Here is a 20,536-nt window from a genome sequence, read left to right as displayed (position 1 = left end):
AGACAAGACGAAAGCTGGCGTTGTAGTGCAGGCAAAAGTAGCCTACGACGCGACCAAGGGTTAATGTGCGCGGCGTTGACGCTTCTATAGACTGTGTCCGGGTTCTTCACTGGCCCCCAATTGTTCCTTCGCGCCGCCGTTCGGCGTGATTTAGCCGCCGGTGCTGCTGGCACCGCGGCCTGTTCTGAGGAGTACGCATGGCTGTCTACAACTACGACGTGGTGGTACTGGGTTCCGGCCCGGCGGGAGAAGGCGCGGCAATGAACGCCGCCAAAGCGGGGCGCAAGGTCGCGATGGTCGACAGCCGTCGTCAGGTCGGCGGCAACTGCACCCACCTCGGCACCATCCCGTCCAAGGCACTGCGTCACTCGGTGCGGCAGATCATGCAGTTCAACACCAACCCGATGTTCCGCGCGATCGGCGAGCCACGCTGGTTCTCCTTCCCGGACGTGTTGAAAAGCGCCGAAAAAGTCATTTCCAAACAAGTCGCATCGCGCACCGGCTACTACGCCCGTAACCGCGTCGACGTGTTCTTCGGTACCGGCAGCTTCGCCGACGAGCAGACCATCGAAGTGGTTTGCGGCAACGGCGTGGTCGAGAAGCTGGTGGCCAAGCACATCATCATCGCCACCGGTTCGCGCCCGTATCGCCCGGCGGACATCGATTTCCACCACCCGCGCATCTACGATAGCGACACCATCCTCAGTCTCGGTCACACCCCGCGCAAACTGATCGTTTACGGCGCTGGGGTAATCGGTTGCGAATACGCATCGATCTTCAGTGGTCTGGGTGTGCTGGTCGAGTTGGTCGACAACCGTGGCCAGTTGCTGAGCTTCCTTGACTCGGAAATTTCCCAGGCGCTGAGCTACCACTTCAGCAACAACAACATCACCGTGCGTCACAACGAAGAGTACGACCGCGTCGAAGGCGTGGACAACGGTGTGATCCTGCACCTGAAATCCGGCAAGAAGATCAAGGCCGACGCCTTGCTCTGGTGCAACGGCCGTACCGGCAACACCGACACGCTTGGTCTGGAAAACATCGGGGTCAAGGTCAACAGCCGTGGCCAGATCGAAGTCGACCAGAACTACCGCACCTGCGTGGAGAACATCTACGGCGCCGGTGACGTGATCGGCTGGCCAAGCCTGGCCAGCGCCGCCCACGACCAGGGTCGTTCGGCCGCTGGCAGCATCGTCGACAATGGCAGTTGGCGCTTCGTCAATGACGTGCCGACCGGCATCTACACCATTCCGGAGATCAGCTCGATCGGCAAGAACGAGCAGGAGCTGACCCAGGCCAAAGTGCCGTACGAAGTCGGCAAGGCCTTCTTCAAGAGCATGGCGCGGGCGCAGATTGCCGGTGAGCCGCAGGGCATGCTGAAGATCCTCTTCCACCGCGAAACGCTGGAAGTGCTCGGCGTGCATTGCTTCGGTTATCAGGCGTCGGAGATCGTTCACATCGGTCAGGCGATCATGAACCAGCCGGGCGAGCTGAACACCCTGAAGTATTTCGTCAACACCACGTTCAATTACCCGACCATGGCCGAAGCCTATCGGGTAGCGGCGTACGACGGCCTCAACCGGCTTTTTTGACGGGCTCCGGCCGGTGGCCTGAGCCGGCCGGGGAGACCGATTTCAGCAATTCTCAAGGGTGGCAGTGGCCAAACCGGGAAAGTCTGTAATCAGGCTGTCAACGCCGAAGTCGGCGAGTCTGCGCATCAGTGCAGGCTCGTTGACGGTCCACACCGACACATGCAGGCCCTGACGCTGCGCCTTTTGCAGGCGTTCCGGCGTACACAGCGTCCAGTTCAACGCGAGAATTTCGCAACCGTAGCTGGCCGCCACCTTCAACGGATCGAGCCAGGCGTATTCGGCCACCAGGCCACGGGATACGTCCGGTACCAGGTCCAGCGCTGCCTTCAAGACTTCCCGTGAACTCGAGGTGATCGTCACCTTGTCGAGCAGGCCATGCCGTTGAGCCATTTCCCGAATCGCCAGCACGGTAGTCGCCGCGCGGGTGCGTGAAGCGCTTTTGACTTCCAGCTGCCAGTGCTCGAAATCACATTTCTCGAACAACTCTTCCAGCGTCGGAATCGGGCACGGCTGGATCCAGCCCGGGCCACCCTTGCGCGCGTCGTAGGTCACCAGTTCGGCGGCGGTGTGCTCGACGACTTTGCCGCGACGGTCGGTGGTGCGCTTGAGCGTCGGGTCATGGATGACCATCAGCTCGCCGTCCTTGGACAGGTGCAGATCCAATTCGCAGCGGCGCACGCCGTGCTTGAGGCATTCCTGAAAGCTGCTCAGGGTGTTTTCCGGTGCTTCGCCCTTGGCGCCGCGGTGGCCGTAGATGAGGGTCACGGTGCTTCCTTAAGTTAAATGCCAGATTCGTTCTGTTCGCGGGCCAGACGGCGTTCCTGAGCCTGCTTCTGCAAGATGTAGCGCGCGAGCAATTGGCGCTGGGCATCGGTCGGGCGCTCGAACTCGGTGCCGACGTCATAGCCATCGCCCTTGGGATCGCAATGGGTGACCCGGGCGCGCAGCAGCAGGCCGAGTGCCTGCGGCATCAGTACCAGTTTCACCGACAGGTGCGCGCCGGTGGCAATCGGCGTCGGGTACTGAAAGTCGATCCCGCCCTCGGAGATGATCACCGGCTGCGGCTCGCCGATGTGTCCGAGCACCGTCAGGGCGATTACCTGGCTGAGCAGGTCGATGCGTTTGTTCTGCGATTTGAGGAACGCGGCGATGGCGCGGTCGCGCTCGCTGATCTGTCGCAGCAGGTGCTGCGACTCGAATTCGCTCAGGTGCAGTTCGCTGAGCAAGTTGAAGAGTGGGGAAGCATCCTGCAACACTTCCTGGCCTGCGGCTTCGGGAGCGGACAGGGGCCGAATTTCCAGTGCGATCGTGTCCTCGATACGGTAGTATTCGCGGCGATCTTCTTCATCTAATGTCGACATGGCGAACCCATGGTAGCGGCGGTGGTCTGAGTGTAAAGCTGGTTTTCGACCCCCGCCACAAGGACGTTCCTTTTCCCTCCGAACAAGCCCCGACATGTTCAGACCTCTCTTCGTATTTATCGGCACGCGTTATACCCGTGCAAAGCGTCGCAATCATTTTGTGTCATTCATTTCCCTGACTTCGATGATCGGGCTCGCCCTTGGCGTGGTCGTGATGATCGTTGTGCTGTCGGTGATGAACGGCTTCGACCATGAGATGCGCACCCGCGTGCTGGGCATGGTGCCCCACGCCACTCTCGAGACCGGCGAGCCGATCAATGACTGGCAGAGCCTGGCCGACAAGGTCAAGCAGAACCGGCAGGTGACGGCGGTGGCGCCGTTCACCCAGATGCAGGGCCTGCTGACCAATAACGGTCAGGTTTCCAAAGTGTTGCTCAATGCCATTGATCCTGCGCTCGAGCGCAATGTGTCGATCATCGACAACTTCATGAAGCAGGGCAAACTCGACGACCTGACGCCCGGCAGCTTCGGCATCGTCATCGGCGACAAGGCCGCGACCAAGCTCGGCGTCGGCATCGGTGACAAGGTCACCTTCGTCGCACCGGAGGTCAGCGTGACCCCGGCCGGGATGTTCCCGCGCATGAAGCGCTTCACCGTGGTTGGGATTTTCCATGTCGGTGCCGGTGAGCTCGACGGCTACCTCGGCGTGACCAATCTGCAGGATCTGGCGAAAATGCACCGCTGGAAAGCCGATCAGGTGCAGGGCCTGCGGCTGAAGTTCGACGACCTGTTCCAGGCACCGCGTGAGGCGTGGAACATCGCCCAGCAGCTCGGCGAAGATCGTTACTACGCCCGCGACTGGACCCGCACCCACGGCAACCTGTATCAGGCGATCCGCATGGAAAAAGCCATGATCGGGCTGCTGTTGCTGCTGATCGTCGCCGTCGCCGCGTTCAACATCATTTCCACGCTGGTGATGGTGGTGAACGACAAGAAGGGCGACATCGCCATTCTGCGTACCCTCGGCGCGACACCGGGCACGATCATGCGCACGTTCATGGTTCAGGGCACGGTAATCGGCGTGGTCGGCACGGCGATCGGCGCGGTGGTCGGGATCCTCGCGGCGCTGAATGTCAGTGCGGCCATTTCGGCGCTTGAAGGGCTGATCGGCCACAAGTTCCTTAATGCTGACGTGTATTTCATTGATTATCTTCCTTCGCAGGTACAGAGCCAGGACGTCGTCATGGTCTGCGCCGCTGCGTTGGTCCTGAGTTTCCTCGCCACCCTGTATCCCGCCTGGCGTGCCGCGCGCACCCAGCCGGCGGAGGCGTTACGTTATGAGTGAGTCGGGCATGAGTGAACAAGCAATTCTGAGCTGCCGTAACCTGGGCAAGTCCTACGAGGAGGGGCCTGAGTCGGTACAAGTGCTGGCCGGCCTGCAACTGGAGTTGCACCCGGGCGAGCGTGTGGCGATCGTGGGTAAATCCGGTTCCGGCAAAAGTACCTTGCTCAACCTGCTCGGCGGCCTCGATACGCCGAGCAAGGGCAGCGTCTGGCTCGACGGTGAAGAACTGTCGGCGTTGAGCGAGAAGAAGCGGGGCCTGCTGCGCAATCGCGCGCTTGGTTTCGTTTACCAGTTTCACCACCTGCTGCCGGAATTCACCGCGCTGGAAAACGTCTGCATGCCGCTGTTGATCGGCAAGACCGCCATCCCGGAGGCGCGCCAGCGTGCCACGGCATTGCTGGAGCGCGTCGGTCTGGGCCATCGTCTGGAACACAAACCGGCGGAACTCTCCGGCGGCGAACGTCAGCGCGTGGCCATTGCCCGTGCACTGGTGAACAACCCGGGGCTGGTGATGCTCGATGAGCCAACCGGCAACCTTGACCTGCATACCGCCGAAGGCATTCAGGATCTGATGCTGGAGCTGAGCACTTCGATGCGCACAGCGTTCCTGGTGGTGACGCACGACATGAACCTGGCTCGCCAGATGGACCGCGTCCTGCAGTTGCAGGAAGGTTGCCTGACCCCCATCTGACTGGCTGAAACCCGGCGCCCGTAACGGTGCCGGGTCTTTTATTTCTATACGGTGCCCCAGCGAATGTTCAGACCGTTATCGATCTTTATCGGCACGCGCTATACCCGCGCCAAGCGCCGCAATCGCTTTGTTTCGTTCATTTCGATGACCTCGATGATCGGCCTCGCCCTCGGCGTGCTGGCGATGATCGTCGTGCTGTCGGTGATGAACGGCTTTCAGCGCGAAATGAGCTCGCGCATCCTCGGCATGGTGCCCCATGCGACCATCGTTGGCGTCAAGCCGATCGATGACTGGCAGCCAGTGGCCGCCGCTGCGATGAAAAATCCCGAAGTGACGGCCGCCGTGCCGTTCACCGAAATGGAAGGCATGCTGTCCTACAAGGGTTCGATGCAGCCGATTCAGATCAGCGGCGTTGATCCGGCCCAGGAAGGCAAGGTGTCGATCGTTGCCCAGCACATCGTCCAGGGTCGTCTGGATGCCTTGAAGCCGGGTGAATTCGGTGTGGTGATCGGTGAAATCACCGCGCGGCGTTTCCGCCTCAATGTCGGCGACAAGATCACTCTGATCGTCCCGGAAGTCAGCACCGCGCCGGGCGGTATCACCCCGCGCATGCAGCGCCTGAATGTGGTTGGCGTGTTCAAGGTCGGCGCCGAGCTGGACGGCTCGATGGGCCTGATTCACGTCGCCGACGCCGCGACCATGCAGCACTGGCAGCCAAATCAGGTGCAGAGCGTGCGTCTGGCGGTCAAGGATCTGTACGCGGCGCCGAAAGTGTCTGCGGACATTGCCGGTGGCCTCGGCGCCGACTTCAAGGCTGACGACTGGACTCACACCCAGGGCAGCCTGTTCAGCGCGATGAAGATGGAAAAAACCATGATCGGCCTGCTGTTGCTGATGATCGTCGCGGTGGCGGCGTTCAACATCATCGCGACGCTGATCATGGTGGTGAACGACAAGGGCGCCGACATCGCCATCCTGCGCACGATCGGCGCCACGCCCCGTCAGATCATGGCGATCTTCATGGTCCAGGGCACGGTGATCGGTATTGTCGGCACCATCATTGGCGGCGTGCTGGGCGTGATTGCGGCGCTCAATGTCAGTGAATTGGTCGGCTGGGTCGAGCGTGTGACCGGGCAGCACATCTTCAGTTCGGATGTGTATTTCGTCAGCAACCTGCCCTCGGAACTGCAGGGTGGGGATGTGCTGTTGATCTGCTCGGCGGGTTTCATCCTGAGCTTCCTGGCGACGGTGTATCCGGCGTGGCGGGCGGCGAAGATTGAGCCGGCGCATGCGCTGAGATATTCGTAAGCGACTCCATGCTCGTTCCCACGCTCTGCGTGGGAATGCCTCAACGGACGCTCTGCGTTCGGCTCTTGAAGGGACGCGGAGCGTCCCGGGCTGCATTCCCACGCAGAGCGTGGGAACGATCAGGTCCGAGGCAACTCGATTACAAACCGCGTCCAACCCGCTTCAGATTCGCAATGAATCTGCCCGCCATGGGCACGCACGATCGACTGGGTAATTGCCAAGCCCAACCCCGCATGTTCACTGCTGCCTTCCTGCCGTGCAGGGTCCGCCCGATAGAACCGGTCAAACAAACGTGGCAGCGCGTGCGCTGAAATCCCTTGGCCACTATTCTCGACGCAAACGCGCACAGCTTTCGCCTCGTCGACGATGCTCAAGCGAACGTACCCCTCGGCCGGGGTAAACCGCAGCGCGTTATCCAGCAGGTTCGACAAGGCCCGGCGCAACATGCCGCGATCACCTTCGATTTGCGCCTCACCTTCACGGCTCAAACTCACGCCGGCGTCTTCCGCCAATGGCGCAAAAAACTCCAGCAACATGTCAGCTTCATCCGCCAGTTCCAGCGGTTCGCGCTTGGGCGTCAGCAAACCGTGATCTGCCTTGGCCAGATAGAGCATGTCGTTGACCAGTTGCGCCATCCATTGCAGTTCTTCGAGGTTGCTGTGCAGCGCTTCGCGGTAATCCTCCAGTGCCCGAGGGCGGGTGAGGGTGACCTGGGTGTGGGTCAGCAGATTCGACAACGGTGTGCGCAGTTCATGGGCGATGTCGGCGGAGAACGCCGAGAGGCGCTGAAACGAGTCGTCGAGGCGTGCGAGCATGGCGTTGAAGCTGTAGGCCATTTCTGCAAGCTCTGGTGGCATCTTCTCTTCAGGCAGTCGGGCATTCAGCGATTGCGCAGAAATCCCACGGGCCACCGCGCTCATCCGCCGCAACGGGCGCAGACCGCTGCGCGCGGCCCAGGCCCCGAGCACGGCAGTAGCCAGCGCCGACAGGCCGACGGTCAGCCAGATCAGATGCTGCATGCGCGTAAGAAAATGCTGGTGATGGGTGATGTCCAGCAGCAGCGTCAGTTGCGGCGAATCCGCTGTGTCTGGGTAGAGCGGGGCGCGCAGCACGCGGTAATCGGTGCCGTCATGGCTGATGGTCGACAGGCCTGTTTGCAGCGGCAGATTCTTCGGAATCTGCACCGAGCTGTCATACCAGTGCTGGCCATCGCCGCTGGTGATGCGCAACGACAGATCGGCCTGACGGCTGAGTTCATCGGCCAGCCGCGCTTCGCGTTGAGCAGGCTGCAGATCCTGCAAGGCGCGGCGCAGGCCGATCAGCTTCGTCTCCAGTTGTTGCTGGTCAAGTTCGATGAAGTGCGCCTCGCTGGCGCGGTCGAACAGCACCCCGGCGAACAGCGAGACCACCGCAGTGCAGGCGGCAAACAACAGTGCCAGGCGCGTGCTCAAGGACAGGCTACGCATCACAGCGAACGCTCTTCGAGCACGTAACCCATGCCGCGCACGGTGTGGATCAACTTGTTGGGGAAGTCATCGTCGATCTTCAGGCGCAAGCGGCGGATCGCCACTTCGATGACGTTGGTGTCGCTGTCGAAATTCATGTCCCAGACCTGCGAGGCAATCAGCGACTTCGGCAACACTTCACCCTGGCGGCGCAGGAGCATTTCCAGCAGGGCGAACTCCTTGGCGGTCAGGTCGATGCGCTGGCCGCTGCGTTCGACCCGGCGGCGGATCAGATCCAGGCGCAGATCGGCCAGTTGCAGGCTGGTTTCCTGGGCGATTGCGCTGCCGCGTCGCAACAGGCTGCGCACCCGGGCGAGCAATTCGGAGAAGGCGAATGGCTTAACCAGATAATCGTCGGCGCCCAGTTCGAGGCCGTGAACCCTGTCCTCTACGGCGTCTTTGGCGGTGAGAAAAAGTACCGGCGTGGCGAGGCCGGCGCTGCGTACCGCTTGGAGAATCTGCCAGCCACTGCGCCCGGGCAGCATCACATCGAGGATCAACAGCGCGTAGTCGCCGCTCAAGGCCAATTGCTGGCCGCTGATGCCGTCGGCCACCAGCTCGGTATTGAATCCGGCCTCGGTCAGGCCCTGACGCAGGTATTGGCCGGTTTTCGCTTGGTCTTCGACGATCAACAGTTTCATGGGCGACTCGGGCGGGGTTGGTATTTGGAAGGGCGAGGGCGTTATACCGTGAGATCCGGCGATAAGCGCCAAGCTGACAAAGTTGTAATCTGCCTGTCAGGTCGATGCCAGCACTGGGTGGTTAGAGTTTCCCACAGGCTGAACCTTGTCTTGTTGGAGTACGACCATGTTTTTGCGCACCTCGCTGAAAATAGCCACCTGTCTGCTGGCATTGAGTTCGCCAGCCTGGGCGGCACCCGCGCACACCTTCGCCTTCGGCCAGCCGGCAGCGGCGAGCCAGGCTACGCGCAGTATCGAAATCGTCATGGGCGACATGAACTTCGACCCGAAAGCCATACAGGTCAAGGCCGGTGAGACGGTTCGCTTTGTACTGGTGAATAAAGGCCAGTTGCTGCATGAATTCAACCTCGGTGATGCGGCGATGCATGCCAGTCACCAGCAGGAAATGTTGCAGATGCAGCAAAGCGGCATGCTAACGCCGACAGGCATGAAAGAAATGTCCCACGACATGGCGGGCATGAATCACGCGGCGATGGGCCACGGCATGCAGCATGACGACCCCAACAGCGTGCTGGTCGAGCCCGGTAAAACCGCCGAGTTGACCTGGACCTTCAGCAAGGCCACGGCGCTCGAGTTTGCCTGCAATATCCCCGGGCATTATCAGGCGGGCATGGTCGGCAAACTGACAGTCAGTCAGTAAGCACTCAAAGGCGCGGGCAAAGGCTGGTAGAATCCGCTGATTCTTCAGTCAGGTTTCCGCCATGCATCCCGCAGCCGAACATTCGCCGCTGGGCAAATCCAGCGAATACATCGCCACGTACACGCCGTCCCTGCTGTTCCCGATTCCGCGCACCGCGAAATGGGCCGAGCTGGGCCTGACCGCCGAAACCCTGCCGTATAAAGGCGTGGATTTCTGGAACTGCTTCGAGCTGTCGTGGCTGCTGCCCTCGGGCAAACCGGTGGTGGCGATCGCTGAATTCAGCATCCCGGCGGACTCGCCGAACATCATCGAATCGAAGTCGTTCAAGCTCTACCTCAACTCGCTGAACCAGACGCCGTTCGCCGACGTTGCCATATTGCAAGCGACGCTGGTCAAGGATCTGTCCGCCGCTGCCGGTAAACCTGTGGGCGTTCGGGTTCGCAGTCTGAAGGACGTCGAAGCCGAAGGCGTGGTGGCGTTGCCGGGCGTGTGCATCGACGATCTGGATATCAGCGTGAGCAACTATGAGCATCCGCGTCCGGAGCTGCTGCGTTGCGACAATTCGCGCGTGGTCGAGGAGAGCGTGCACAGCCACCTGCTCAAATCCAACTGCCCGGTGACCAGCCAGCCGGACTGGGGCAGCGTCGTGGTGGAATATCGCGGCGCGGCGCTGGATCACGCCAGCCTGCTGGAGTACATCGTCAGCTTCCGCCAGCATTCGGACTTCCATGAGCAATGCGTTGAGCGGATTTTCCTCGATCTGCAGCGGTTGTTGAAACCTGAAAAGCTCACCGTGTTTGCACGTTACGTTCGCCGGGGTGGGCTGGATATCAATCCGTATCGCAGTACCGAAAGCGTACAACTGCCGAATCATCGGCTCGTACGTCAATAAAGATCCTGAATGTGCGACATCCAATGTGGAAGCGAGTCTGCTCGCGAATGCGGTGTGTCATTAAACGATGATGTCGACTGACACGACGCCTTCGCGAGCAGGCTCGCTCCCTCAAGGGCTTGCATGCACATTTTGCAAATGAAAAAGCCCTGCCATCGCTGGCAGGGCTTTTTTGTGCGGCGGGGCGTCAGATGCCCATGCTGCCCAGCGCGTTGACGATGTTGCGCAGGGTGCTGGCGATAGCCGGATGTTCAAGCTCGAAGCGATCCACTGCCAGGTTCACACCATCGGCGATGCTCGCGTCCTGGGTGGCAGTTTCCAGCTGGATCTCCGATTCGATCTGCGCCATCAGCGCATGCAGATCATCACGCTCGGCTTCCGACAGCGGTGGATTGTGTTCCAGCTGCTCGCGCAGGGTATCGAGCTGTTTTTGCAGTTCTTGGGCGGGCATGGTGGTTTCCTTTTATCAATAGGCACTGGCATTGACCGCAGCCGCGCGCCAAAGGTCTATGGCTGACCTTTAGATTAATCCACTCTCGGTAAACCTGCATGACGCCGGTCAGGGCTTTTCGCCTTTGGCGCGGCGCAAGCTGATGTCGGCGAGGCAGGCGTCCAGTTCGCCGAGATGATCGATCACCGAATGCACACCCAGGCCGAATAACTGCACGGTGGCCTTGCCGCGCAACTTTTCGCGTTCCTTTTGCGAGAGCGCCTGCCACTCGCTCGGGCTCAGGCCGCATAGCGAGCCACAGGACGCCAGGCCAATCGTCCATAACCCGGCATTCAGACCGGCCTGTAACAGGCGCGGCTCACCACTGACCAGCACGCAACCGTCGAGGCGGTCGATGTTCAAACTCATCAACGCCTGCCAGCACGCGTTGGGCGCTGGCCACGGATTCATTGTTGCTGAATGTTGCGTCGGTTTGATCCAGTCCGGCAGCGACGCGGCCAGTGGCTGAGCGAGGGCAGGGGGCAATTCGTCGAGCCACGCGCAGGGAATTCCCTGGCGCTGCAAACTTTTCAGGCTATCGAGTGCGCCCGGTGTAGTTTTGGCATGTTCCGGCTGGGAGTTGAGCTCTTGCGCGGCGCGGGCACCGAAATCCACCAGGCAACCGCTCAGGCCGAACAGCACGGCAGTCAGGCCGGGCGCGGCGACGGGCAAGGTTTCGGCGTGAGTCATGGCAACGTCCCTGAAATAACGCTCAAGACTAAGGCGCTGGGGTGACAGTTGCATGACAGGCGGGTGAAAGCCTGCGTAGGAAACTTCCTGCATATCCTTGCAGCGGCGCACTGCCCAAATCGCCGTTTACGCTTATACTAGCGGCCTTAATGCCCGGGCCGAGAGGACCGCGCCAGTATCGAATCCAAGGAGTTTTTCTATGCGCTGGAGCCCTTCGCTCACTCAGCTAAGTGTATGTGCCAGCCTGTTGCTGGCGCCGTTCGCCACCCAGGCGGCCACCGAAGAAGACCCTTGGGAAAGCGTCAACCGGCCGATTTTCCAGTTCAACGACTTCGTTGACACCTACGCGCTGAAGCCACTGGCCCAGGGTTATGAGTTCATCACCCCGCAGTTCGTTGAAGACGGCATTCACAATATGTTCCGCAACGTCGGTGACGTGACCAACCTGGCGAACAACATTCTCCAGGCCAAACCGGCTGCGGCGGGCGTTGATACCGCCCGACTGATCTTCAACACCACCTTCGGTCTGCTCGGCTTCTTTGATGTCGGCACCAAGATGGGCTTGAACCGCAGCGACGAAGACTTCGGTCAGACCCTCGGTTACTGGGGCGTGGGCAGCGGCCCGTACGTTATGCTGCCGCTGATGGGGCCGAGCACCCTGCGTGACGCACCGTCGAAATATGTCGACAGCTTCACCGGCGCGTACCGCTACATCGACCACGTGCCGACGCGTAACTCGATCTTCGGCCTGAACATCGTCGACACCCGCGCCAGCCTGCTGTCGAGCGAGAAGCTGATCAGCGGCGACAAATACACCTTCATCCGCAACGCTTACCTGCAGAACCGCGAGTTCAAGGTGAAGGACGGTCAGGTCGAAGACGATTTCTGATTTCGACCGGCGACAGAAAGGCGACCCTCGGGTCGCCTTTTTTGTCCGCGCCAGAGCGTTGCCTGCGACTGCCACTACCTTCCATCGGGTTACCGTTGGAGCGGTTCTTATAACTCCCGGTGATTTGACAAACAAAGTCGTCAAGCGACAATCGGCGCATGCTTGAAACGCTCTGCGGATGGGAGTACCGTCTGCGCCTTAGAAGGGCACCTCTGTTTAAAACCGCGCGCCAGGCGAATGCTTGAAAGCGCTGCAACAGAGAGGCTAGAAAGCGAATCCAGTAGTCTGCGCAGGGCCGTTGCCCCGCTCACTACGCCAACCTAATTCTGGCGCCGTTTGCCCACATGCCAAAAACCAGTGCCACGCTGCTGATAATCGATGATGACGAGGTAGTGCGCGCGAGCCTCGCGGCCTATCTGGAAGACAGTGGTTTCAGCGTCCTGCAGGCCGGCAACGGTCAACAGGGTCTTCAGGTATTCGAGCAAGACGAGCCCGATCTGGTCATCTGCGATCTGCGCATGCCGCAGATGGGCGGTCTCGAACTGATCCGTCAGGTTACCGAGCGCTCACCGGAGACGCCGGTGATCGTGGTCTCGGGTGCCGGGGTGATGAACGACGCGGTCGAGGCCCTGCGCCTGGGCGCGGCGGATTACCTGATCAAGCCTCTCGAAGATCTGGCTGTGCTCGAGCACTCCGTGCGCCGGGCCCTGGATCGTGCGCGGCTGCTGCTGGAAAACCAGCGCTACAGCGAGAAGCTGGAAAAGGCCAACCGCGAGCTTGAAGCCAGCCTGAACCTGCTCCAGGAAGACCAGAACGCCGGTCGCCAGGTGCAGATGAACATGCTGCCGGAAAGCCCGTGGAGCATTGACGAATTCAACTTTGCCCACCAGATCATCCCGTCGCTGTACCTGTCGGGTGATTTTGTCGACTATTTCCGCGTTGACGAGCGCCGGGTCGCGTTTTATCTGGCGGATGTTTCCGGGCATGGCGCGTCATCAGCCTTCGTCACCGTGCTGTTGAAGTTCATGACCACGCGTTTGCTCTTCGAGTCAAAACGCAGCGGTACCTTGCCGGAGTTCAAACCTTCGGAAGTGCTCGGTCATATCAACCGGGGGCTGATCAGTTGTAAGCTGGGTAAACACGTCACAATGGTCGGTGGAGTCATCGACGAGGAGACCGGTTTGTTGACCTATAGCATCGGCGGCCATCTGCCTTTGCCTGTGTTGTACACGCCTGACAGTGTTCGTTATCTCGAAGGCCGTGGTCTGCCGGTGGGGCTTTTCAACGAAGCCACCTACGAAGACCACGTGCTTGAGCTGCCGCCGACGTTCAGCCTGACGCTGATGTCTGATGGCATTCTGGACCTTTTGCCGGAAGCAACGCTCAAAGAAAAAGAGGCTGCTTTGCCCGAACGGGTGAAGTCAGCGGGCGGCAGCCTGGATGGTCTGCGGCAAGTGTTTGGTTTGGCCACGCTAGGGGAGATGCCGGATGATATCGCCCTGTTGGTGTTGAGCAGGAATCTTTAATGAGTACCGGTAGAATCCAGTTCGCCGAGCAGGACGGCACCTTCGTCCTGAAGTTCGTCGGTGAAGTTCGCCTGACCCTGTGTTCGGCGTTGGATGCGACTATTGAGAAAATCTTCACCGCGCTGAATTTCAACGCGATCGTGATCGATTTGACCGAAACCCGCAGCATCGACAGCACCACCCTGGGCCTGCTGGCCAAACTGTCGATCCTGTCGCGGCAGAAGGTCGGCCTGTTGCCGACGGTTGTCACCACCCACGAAGACATCACTCGGCTTTTGCAGTCGATGGGCTTCGAGCAGGTGTTCAACATCGTCAACCACCCGGTGCCGTGCCCGGAGTGCCTGGACGATCTGCCGGATCAGGACCAGTCCGAAGAAGTGGTGCGAATCAAGGTGCTGGAAGCGCACAAGATTCTCATGGGCCTGAACGATTCCAATCGTGAAGCGTTTCATGATCTGGTCAATGCCCTGGAAAGACACTGACCTCATGAATTGATGGTGTCTGGGCTGGCCTCATCGCGGGCAAGCCCGCTCCCACAATGATCGCGTGAAACCTCAAACTTAGGTTCTCCACATACCCTGTGGGAGCGGGCTTGCCCGCGATGGCGTCGGGTCGGTCGATACATTTATCAGTGCAGGCAAATGAAAAAGGGCGATCCCTCACAGGTTCGCCCTTTTTGCGTTCTACAAACTCAAATCACAGCTTGGCCTGCAGCAATGCTTCCAGTTTTTCCTGGTCGCGGGCGAACTGACGGATGCCTTCAGCCAGTTTCTCGGTGGCCATCGCGTCTTCGTTGGACAACCAGCGGAATTGCGCTTCGTTGAGGCTCAGACGCGCTTCACCGGCATTGCCCGGCGCCAGTTTGCGTTCCAGCTTGCCGGTATCGGCGGCCAGCTTCTCCAGCAGTTCCGGGCTGATCGTCAGGCGATCGCAGCCAGCCAGTTGCTCGATCTGGTTGATGTTACGGAAGCTCGCGCCCATGACCACGGTCTTGTAGTCGTTGGCCTTGTAGTAGTTGTAGATGCGCGTCACCGACTGCACGCCCGGATCATCGGCGCCGGTGTAGTCGTTGCCGTTGGCCTTCTTGTACCAGTCGTAGATACGGCCCACGAACGGCGAAATCAGGAACACCCCGGCGTCGGCGCAGGCGGCGGCCTGGGCGAAAGAGAACAGCAGCGTCAGGTTGGTCTGGATGCCTTCCTTTTCGAGGATCTCGGCGGCGCGGATGCCTTCCCAGGTCGAGGCGATCTTGATCAGCACGCGGTCGCGGCCGACGCCGGCCTTGTCGTACAGCTCGATCAGGCGATGCGCACGCTTGAGGATCGCATCCTGGTCGAAGGACAGGCGCGCATCCACTTCGGTGGAGATGCGGCCCGGAACCACGTTGAGAATTTCCTTGCCCACTGCGACGCCGAAACGGTCGCTGGCCAGGCCGACATCGCCCTTGCAGTCGCGAACGCAATCGTTCAGCAGTTCGGCGTAACCGTGAATCGCCGAAGCCTTGAGCAGCAGGGAAGGGTTGGTGGTGGCATCGGTCGGTTTGACTCGGGCGATCGCTTCGAAGTCGCCGGTGTCGGCAACCACGGTGGTGAACTGTTTGAGTTGTTCCAGCTTGGAAGTCATGGGCGTGCTCTATCCTATGGGTCTGAAGACATTACCCGAGCGCTGACGGGCACTCAAGGGTGCATTGGTGGATCGATGGCCCCTGCGGCAACAACCTGAAAACGATTGTTTGAAAGGCGCGGCGCGGTGTCGCTGAATACGATGCCAAAACAGCCCACAGGTTCAAAGCAACCGACCTGTGAACAGGCCGGTTGCTCGAGCTCTACTCAGCGTTCAACACACCTTCCACGGATAACCGCGCCGGTTTTGGCTGGCCGTCAGAGGTGAGAAAGCCGAAGTTCTTCTCGCGATCGTTGCTGCCCGAATCACTGTTCCGCCATTCATAGATAGAGGTCAGGGGAATATTGAGGCGTTTAACGTCGGTAATAAACGCGTTGATCTTGGTCGCTTGTCCCTCAGGACCGCCGTTGGAGGCGAGGGCCGAAACCCCCCATTCACTGATGACCCCCGGCAGATTGAAGTTCTGCTGGATGAACGTCTGTGCGTTGCTGATCTGCGTGGCTGTCATCCCGTAAGGGTGATAGGACACGGCGTTCAGGCACTTGGGGTAATCGCTGACGATACTTTTCATCGCCACCGTCGACGCCGAGCCCGCGCTTGGCGGCCGGGCGAAGCCGAAACCGACCCGTGGCGTCGTCTGCGGCTGACCTTCGAAGGCCTTGCACATGCCGGCCATGAACGGCACGAAGGTGGTGTCGAAATTGCGCGTCGGCCAATAGGTTTCCAGATCCGGCTCGTTCCAGATTTCGATCGCCACCAATTGTGAACTCCAGGTTTTTTCCAGCCCGGTCACGGTGTTGGCGAACTTACCGCCGGCGGCGTTCAGCTCCTCCGGCGAAGTGGCCGGCAATGCCTTGATCGCGCGCACCGTCAGCAGCACCGGCAGGCCGGCGGAAGCGGCGGCGGCGAAGGCGTCACTGACCTGTTTCTGATACGTCTTGGCGGTGAGGCTGTCGCTCCACACGCCGAAGCGCACAAAGCTGAAGCCTGCGGCCTTGATTTGCGCGGCATCGGCGGCGGTGAAGCTCTGGATTTTCACCTGCACGCCGATGGTTTTTGCTGGAAGGTTGGGGAACAGCTCACTGGCGTGAACCTGGCTGGCGGCACCGAGCGCCATCAGGGCGAGGGCGGCGAGTTTATTGCGCTGTGCTGTTTTCATGTCTGCTCTCCTGAAGAGAATGACAACTACGAATATTTATCCCGTTACTCAATTTCCGATAACGGTGATGGCACTAAGTGCGCGAATGTTATTTTTTGTCAGGAAAACAGCAACTGAAAATCACAGTTATTTTTAGTCCGCTAATTGTGGTTGGGGCGGCTTAAAACGCTGTGGTACTTAATGTTCCTGTACTAACAGGGCGAAGCTATTTCTGAGTGCAGGAAAGTCGAGAGGGTTCATTAACTTTCACGGCATGTTGGCTGTTTGATATTACACAGGAAAGCAAGACTTGTTCAAAAAGATCCTCGTTGTCTGCGTGGGCAATATATGCCGAAGTCCGACGGCCGAACTGCTGCTGCGCAACGCGCTGGGCCAGTCCGCCATCACCGTGTCCTCAGCCGGCCTGTCCGCCCGCGTCGGCGAGGGCGTGGAAGCCTCGGCGCGGCAGGTTCTCGAAGAGCACGGGCATTGCGCCGAGGCCTTCAAGGCGCGGCAACTGACTTCGGACATCGTCAATGACTCGGACCTGATCCTGGTCATGGAAAAGGCCCACGTCAATCAAGTGCTGAAGATTGCCTCGCACGCCAGAGGCAAAGTGTTTCTGCTCGGTAAATGGCAGAGCGAGCGCGAAATACATGATCCGTATCGTCAAGGCAAAGCCGCGTTTATTCATGCCCACGCATTGATTGAAGATGCTGTTAGTTCATGGGCGAAGCGCCTCGGGCATTGATGAATCTTCTTCAGAACAGTAAATGGTAAGAACAGACTTATGCAGTTACCGTCCGTAATCGGCACCCGCGACAAAGATCAAGACAGTATTGATCTGCTCGGCATCTTCGGCAGCCTGATCGACCAGAAGTGGCTGATCGGCGCGCTGACGGGCGCCTTCATGGTCACCGGCGTTGCCTATGCGGTTCTGGCGACGCCGGTGTACCTGGCGAACGCGCTGGTGCAGGTCGAACCGAAAAAGAACGACATGCTCGGTTTCTCCGACCTCAACAGTATGCTCGGTGGGCAATCGCCGTCGGTGACCGAAATCGGCATCATCAAATCCCGCGCGGTGATCGGCAAAACCGTTGACGACCTGCGCCTGGATATCGACGTCACCCCCAACACGTTCCCGTTAATCGGCGGCTTTCTTTCGCGGCGTTATCGCGGAGACAGCGAGACCAGCGTCGCGCCGCCGCGTTTCGGTTTGAACAGTTATGCCTGGGGCGGCGAACGTCTGGAATTCACTCGGCTGCAATTGCCGAAAGACCTGCTCGGCAAGAAACTCACCCTGATCGCCGGCGAGCAGCAGCGTTTTCAGCTGTTCGATGAAAACGACAATCTGCTCGCCGAAGGCGTGGCCGGCGAAGCGTTTGCCAACGATGGCGTGGAAGGGCAGATCGCGCACTTTTCGGCCAACCCCGGCACGCGCTTTCAGGTGGTGCGCAATCCTCGGATTGTGACCATTCAGGGCTATCAGGACGCGCTGGATATCTCCGAACAAGGCAAAGAGTCGGGGATCATTCGTCTGGCGCTGGCCAGCTCGGACGCGGCCGAGGCGGTGAAGATTCTCAACAAGATCGCCTCGCTCTACGTCGAACAGAACGTACGGCGCACTTCGGCGGAAGCCGCGCAGAGCCTCGCGTTTCTGCAAAGCCAGTTGCCCCAGGTCAAGCGTGATCTGGCCAAGGCCAGCGACGCCTTGAATGCCTACCAGACCCACGGCAAGACCGTGAACATCTCGCTGGAAACCCAGTCGGTGCTGGGCCAGTCGGTGGCGCTGGAAACGCGCATCTCCGAGCTGAAAATGCAGCAGGCCGAGCTCGATCGCAAGTTCACCAAACAGCACCCGGCCTATCGCGCCTTGATGACGCAGATCGGCGAATTGACCCAGCAGCAGAAATCCCTCGAAGGCAAGGTTCAGGACTTGCCGGCCACCCAGCAGGAATTGCTCAACCTGACCCGCGACGTCGAAGTGGCCTCGCAGATCTACACGCAGTTGCTGAACAAATCCCAGGAGCTCGACATCGTCCGCGCCGGGGCTGTTGGCAATGTGCGCTTGATCGACACTGCCGATGTCGACCTGACCAATCCGATCAAACCGAAGAAACCACTGATCGTGCTGATCGCGACATTGCTCGGCGCGTTTGTCGGCGTGGCGCTGGTGCTGCTGCGCAAATCCCTCAGCCGTGGCCTTGAAGGCCCGGAAGGCATCGAGCAGTTGGGCCTGCCGGTTTACGCGTCGATTCCCTACAGCGCCTTGCAGGAAGAAGAGGACAACAAAAAGGGCCGCGCCCGCGATGGCGTCGACAAACCGGCGTACCTGCTGGCGCTGCGCAACCCGACCGATCTGTCGATCGAATCGATCCGCAGCCTGCGCACCTGCCTGCACTTTGCCGGGCTCGATTCGACCAACAACCGCATCATGATTTCCGGGCCGAGCCCGCAGGTCGGCAAGACCTTCGTCTCGTCCAACCTTGCGGCGGTCATGGCCCTGAGCGGCCAGCGCGTGGTGCTGATCGATGCCGACATGCGCAAAGGGCACCTGCACAAAACCCTCAACACGCCGATCAGCAACGGTCTGTCCGACCTGCTGGTCAAGCGCTGCACCCTCGAACAGGCGATCAACAAGGTCGAAGTCGACAACCTGCACTTCATCAGCCGGGGGCAGGTGCCGCCCAATCCTTCCGAGCTGCTGATGCATGCGAACTTCCGTGAGCTGCTGGCGCAACTGAGCGAGCGCTACGACCTGGTGATCATCGACACGCCGCCACTGTTGGCAGTGACCGATGCCGCCATCGTCGGTCGCGAGGCTGGCATCAGCCTGATCGTCACCCGCTTCGGGGTGAACCCGGCCAAAGAGATCGAACTGACCATTCGCCGCTTCGCCCAGAACGGCATCGAGTTGAAAGGCGCGGTGTTCAACGGCGTCGAGAAGCGTGCGGCCAGCTATTACGGCGGCACTGGCTATTACAACTACGAATACGCGTCCGACAAATCCTGATGGTTGCCGATTGTTCTTTCCTGTTTGAAGTGGGTGAGTTGTGAAAAAAATACTGCACGTGGCAGAGACGATCAAAGGTGGCGTGGCGACGGTGATCCGCACGATCTCGGCATCCCCAGAAGACGACGCAGCGAATTATCAACTGGTCTATCTGGTGCCCGAGGATCAGGCCAGGGAGCTGCACGGCATCGCCCCGCAGCAGGTGCGCACCTTTCCACGCAGTGGCCGCAACGTGCCGTCGCTGCTGCGTTTCGCCTGGCGTCTGAGCCAGGTGCTGCTCAAGGAAAAACCCGACGTGGTGCATTTGCACAGCACCTTTTCCGGGGTGATCGGCCGTGTTGTGTGTGTGCTGTTGCGACCATGGCGCAAGCCGAAAATCGTCTACTGCCCGCATGCGTTTTCGTTCCTGATGGAAAGCTCGCCGACCAAGCAGAAGGTCTATGCGTGGATCGAGCGGGTTCTGCAGAAAGTCACCGACGTGATCATTTGCGTCAGCCAGTACGAGCTGGATAAAGCCGCGCGTTTCGGTATCGAGCGCAAGCGCATGAAGCTCATCTACAACGGCATTCATCACAAGGATGACGCGCCAAAAACCGCTGGCGCCGAGCCGATTCATCTGCTGTTCGTCGGGCGCCTGGATTACCAGAAAGGCTTCGACGTGCTGCTCAAGGCCTACGCCAAGGTCAACCGCAACGACCTGAAACTCACCGTGGTCGGCAGTGCGGTCAACGAAGATTCGGTCGAGTGCCCGCCGATGGATTCGGTCGAGTACCTGCCATGGGTGACCCCGAGTGAAGTGCAGGCGCTGTATCAGAAAGCCGATGCGCTGATCGTGCCGAGTCGCTGGGAAGGCTTTGCCATGGTGCCGCTGGAAGGCATGGCCATGGGGCTGCCGGTGATCGCCAGCAACTGCACTTCACTGCCGGAACTGGTCACCAATGAAGTGTCCGGCTACGTCTTCCCCTCCGGCGATCACCAGGCGCTGGCCGACGTTTTAACGATCATCCAGAAGCCGCGCCTGCTCGACCTCGGCAACGAAGGCCGGAGCATTGTCCGCGAACGTTTCAGCGCCGCGTTGATGATCCGCCAGACCTACGACCTGTATCACGCTCCCACTTATTAAGTAGAACTC

Annotated in this window: 20 protein-coding genes; 12 read left to right on the top strand and 8 right to left on the bottom strand. The window is 60.0% G+C overall.

Features of this window, described 5'->3' with window-relative positions:
• The first annotated feature begins 197 nt into the window (after positions 1-197).
• Positions 198-1,592: a Si-specific NAD(P)(+) transhydrogenase gene (gene sthA, locus AB9L16_RS17160; RefSeq protein WP_016775479.1), complete on the top strand. Its 1,395-nt coding sequence runs from the start codon at positions 198-200 to the stop codon at positions 1,590-1,592.
• A gap of 42 nt (positions 1,593-1,634) precedes the next feature.
• Here the strand turns inward: sthA and AB9L16_RS17155 are convergent, their stop codons facing one another.
• Together AB9L16_RS17155 and AB9L16_RS17150 are read right to left on the bottom strand one after the other, a co-directional pair.
• Entirely contained in the window at positions 1,635-2,357 is a 723-nt protein-coding gene (locus AB9L16_RS17155) for a glycerophosphodiester phosphodiesterase family protein (RefSeq protein WP_041477331.1), read from the bottom strand.
• A gap of 14 nt (positions 2,358-2,371) precedes the next feature.
• Complete coding sequence (locus AB9L16_RS17150) at positions 2,372-2,953, bottom strand: PilZ domain-containing protein (RefSeq protein WP_016775478.1); 582 nt, start codon at positions 2,951-2,953, stop codon at positions 2,372-2,374.
• Positions 2,954-3,047: 94 nt separating this feature from the next.
• Here AB9L16_RS17150 and AB9L16_RS17145 point away from each other — a divergent pair, with 94 nt between their 5' ends.
• The 3 genes from AB9L16_RS17145 to AB9L16_RS17135 all read left to right on the top strand — a co-directional run bounded on the left by AB9L16_RS17145 (position 3,048) and on the right by AB9L16_RS17135 (position 6,297).
• A complete protein-coding gene (locus tag AB9L16_RS17145) occupies positions 3,048-4,298 on the top strand; it encodes a lipoprotein-releasing ABC transporter permease subunit (RefSeq protein WP_024013629.1) in 1,251 nt (416 codons plus the stop codon).
• Positions 4,291-4,989: a lipoprotein-releasing ABC transporter ATP-binding protein LolD gene (gene lolD / locus AB9L16_RS17140; RefSeq protein WP_024013628.1), complete on the top strand. Its 699-nt coding sequence runs from the start codon at positions 4,291-4,293 to the stop codon at positions 4,987-4,989. Before AB9L16_RS17145 ends, lolD begins: the two co-directional genes overlap by 8 nt.
• A 63-nt stretch (positions 4,990-5,052) precedes the next feature.
• The gene (locus tag AB9L16_RS17135) at positions 5,053-6,297 is read left to right on the top strand and encodes a lipoprotein-releasing ABC transporter permease subunit (RefSeq protein ID WP_024013627.1); all 1,245 of its coding nucleotides are present in this window, start codon (positions 5,053-5,055) and stop codon (positions 6,295-6,297) included.
• A 119-nt stretch (positions 6,298-6,416) separates the two neighbouring features.
• On the opposite strand, the gene AB9L16_RS17130 is transcribed toward AB9L16_RS17135, so the two are convergent.
• Together AB9L16_RS17130 and AB9L16_RS17125 are read right to left on the bottom strand one after the other, a co-directional pair.
• Complete coding sequence (locus tag AB9L16_RS17130; RefSeq protein WP_375122447.1) at positions 6,417-7,763, bottom strand: heavy metal sensor histidine kinase; 1,347 nt, start codon at positions 7,761-7,763, stop codon at positions 6,417-6,419.
• On the bottom strand, positions 7,763-8,443 hold the full coding sequence (locus AB9L16_RS17125) for a heavy metal response regulator transcription factor (protein WP_375122446.1): 681 nt from the start codon (positions 8,441-8,443) through the stop codon (positions 7,763-7,765). Before AB9L16_RS17125 ends, AB9L16_RS17130 begins: the two co-directional genes overlap by 1 nt.
• Positions 8,444-8,609: 166 nt before the next feature.
• Between AB9L16_RS17125 and AB9L16_RS17120 the strand changes: the two genes are divergently transcribed.
• Positions 8,610-9,143, top strand: coding sequence for a plastocyanin/azurin family copper-binding protein (locus AB9L16_RS17120; protein ID WP_056791490.1), 534 nt, complete (start codon positions 8,610-8,612; stop codon positions 9,141-9,143).
• 61 nt (positions 9,144-9,204) lie between these two features.
• Entirely contained in the window at positions 9,205-10,035 is an 831-nt protein-coding gene (gene queF, locus AB9L16_RS17115; RefSeq protein ID WP_095182378.1) for an NADPH-dependent 7-cyano-7-deazaguanine reductase QueF, read from the top strand.
• Positions 10,036-10,222: 187 nt separating this feature from the next.
• Here queF and AB9L16_RS17110 read toward each other — a convergent pair whose 3' ends face one another.
• Together AB9L16_RS17110 and AB9L16_RS17105 are read right to left on the bottom strand one after the other, a co-directional pair.
• Complete coding sequence (locus AB9L16_RS17110; RefSeq protein WP_150634832.1) at positions 10,223-10,486, bottom strand: DUF4404 family protein; 264 nt, start codon at positions 10,484-10,486, stop codon at positions 10,223-10,225.
• A gap of 108 nt (positions 10,487-10,594) precedes the next feature.
• Positions 10,595-11,215 (bottom strand): HAD family phosphatase, encoded by a 621-nt coding sequence (locus AB9L16_RS17105; protein WP_252868003.1) that lies wholly within the window; start codon positions 11,213-11,215, stop codon positions 10,595-10,597.
• Between the two features lie 199 nt (positions 11,216-11,414).
• On the opposite strand from AB9L16_RS17105, the gene AB9L16_RS17100 reads away from it, so the two are divergent.
• The 3 genes from AB9L16_RS17100 (at position 11,415) to rssC (ending at position 14,112) form a co-directional block, all read left to right on the top strand.
• A complete protein-coding gene (locus tag AB9L16_RS17100) occupies positions 11,415-12,104 on the top strand; it encodes a VacJ family lipoprotein (protein WP_016775470.1) in 690 nt (229 codons plus the stop codon).
• Between the two features lie 344 nt (positions 12,105-12,448).
• Complete coding sequence (gene rssB / locus AB9L16_RS17095) at positions 12,449-13,630, top strand: two-component system response regulator RssB (RefSeq protein WP_041477317.1); 1,182 nt, start codon at positions 12,449-12,451, stop codon at positions 13,628-13,630.
• Positions 13,630-14,112 carry an anti-sigma factor antagonist RssC gene (rssC, locus tag AB9L16_RS17090; protein WP_003226553.1) on the top strand — a complete coding sequence of 161 codons (483 nt, stop codon included), beginning with the start codon at positions 13,630-13,632 and terminating at the stop codon, positions 14,110-14,112. Before rssB ends, rssC begins: the two co-directional genes overlap by 1 nt.
• A gap of 214 nt (positions 14,113-14,326) precedes the next feature.
• Here the strand turns inward: rssC and tal are convergent, their stop codons facing one another.
• A complete protein-coding gene (gene tal / locus AB9L16_RS17085; protein ID WP_016775468.1) occupies positions 14,327-15,253 on the bottom strand; it encodes a transaldolase in 927 nt (308 codons plus the stop codon).
• A 202-nt stretch (positions 15,254-15,455) separates the two neighbouring features.
• Complete coding sequence (locus AB9L16_RS17080; RefSeq protein WP_375122444.1) at positions 15,456-16,412, bottom strand: glycosyl hydrolase family 5; 957 nt, start codon at positions 16,410-16,412, stop codon at positions 15,456-15,458.
• A gap of 289 nt (positions 16,413-16,701) precedes the next feature.
• On the opposite strand from AB9L16_RS17080, the gene AB9L16_RS17075 reads away from it, so the two are divergent.
• Genes AB9L16_RS17075 through AB9L16_RS17065 form a run of 3 tightly spaced genes read left to right on the top strand, consistent with a single transcriptional unit; the run spans position 16,702 to position 20,527 of the window.
• Entirely contained in the window at positions 16,702-17,142 is a 441-nt protein-coding gene (locus AB9L16_RS17075; RefSeq protein WP_073471426.1) for a low molecular weight protein-tyrosine-phosphatase, read from the top strand.
• Positions 17,143-17,181: 39 nt separating this feature from the next.
• A complete protein-coding gene (locus AB9L16_RS17070) occupies positions 17,182-19,404 on the top strand; it encodes a polysaccharide biosynthesis tyrosine autokinase (protein ID WP_252882403.1) in 2,223 nt (740 codons plus the stop codon).
• A gap of 40 nt (positions 19,405-19,444) precedes the next feature.
• Positions 19,445-20,527, top strand: coding sequence for a glycosyltransferase (locus AB9L16_RS17065; RefSeq protein WP_122880635.1), 1,083 nt, complete (start codon positions 19,445-19,447; stop codon positions 20,525-20,527).
• The last annotated feature ends 9 nt before the right edge of the window (positions 20,528-20,536 follow it).

The organism is Pseudomonas sp. LW8, from assembly GCF_041956865.1.
Lineage (GTDB): Bacteria > Pseudomonadota > Gammaproteobacteria > Pseudomonadales > Pseudomonadaceae > Aquipseudomonas > Aquipseudomonas siliginis.
The sequence above is the reverse complement of the archived record's forward strand: the minus strand, read 5'-3'. Positions and strand labels throughout refer to the sequence as shown.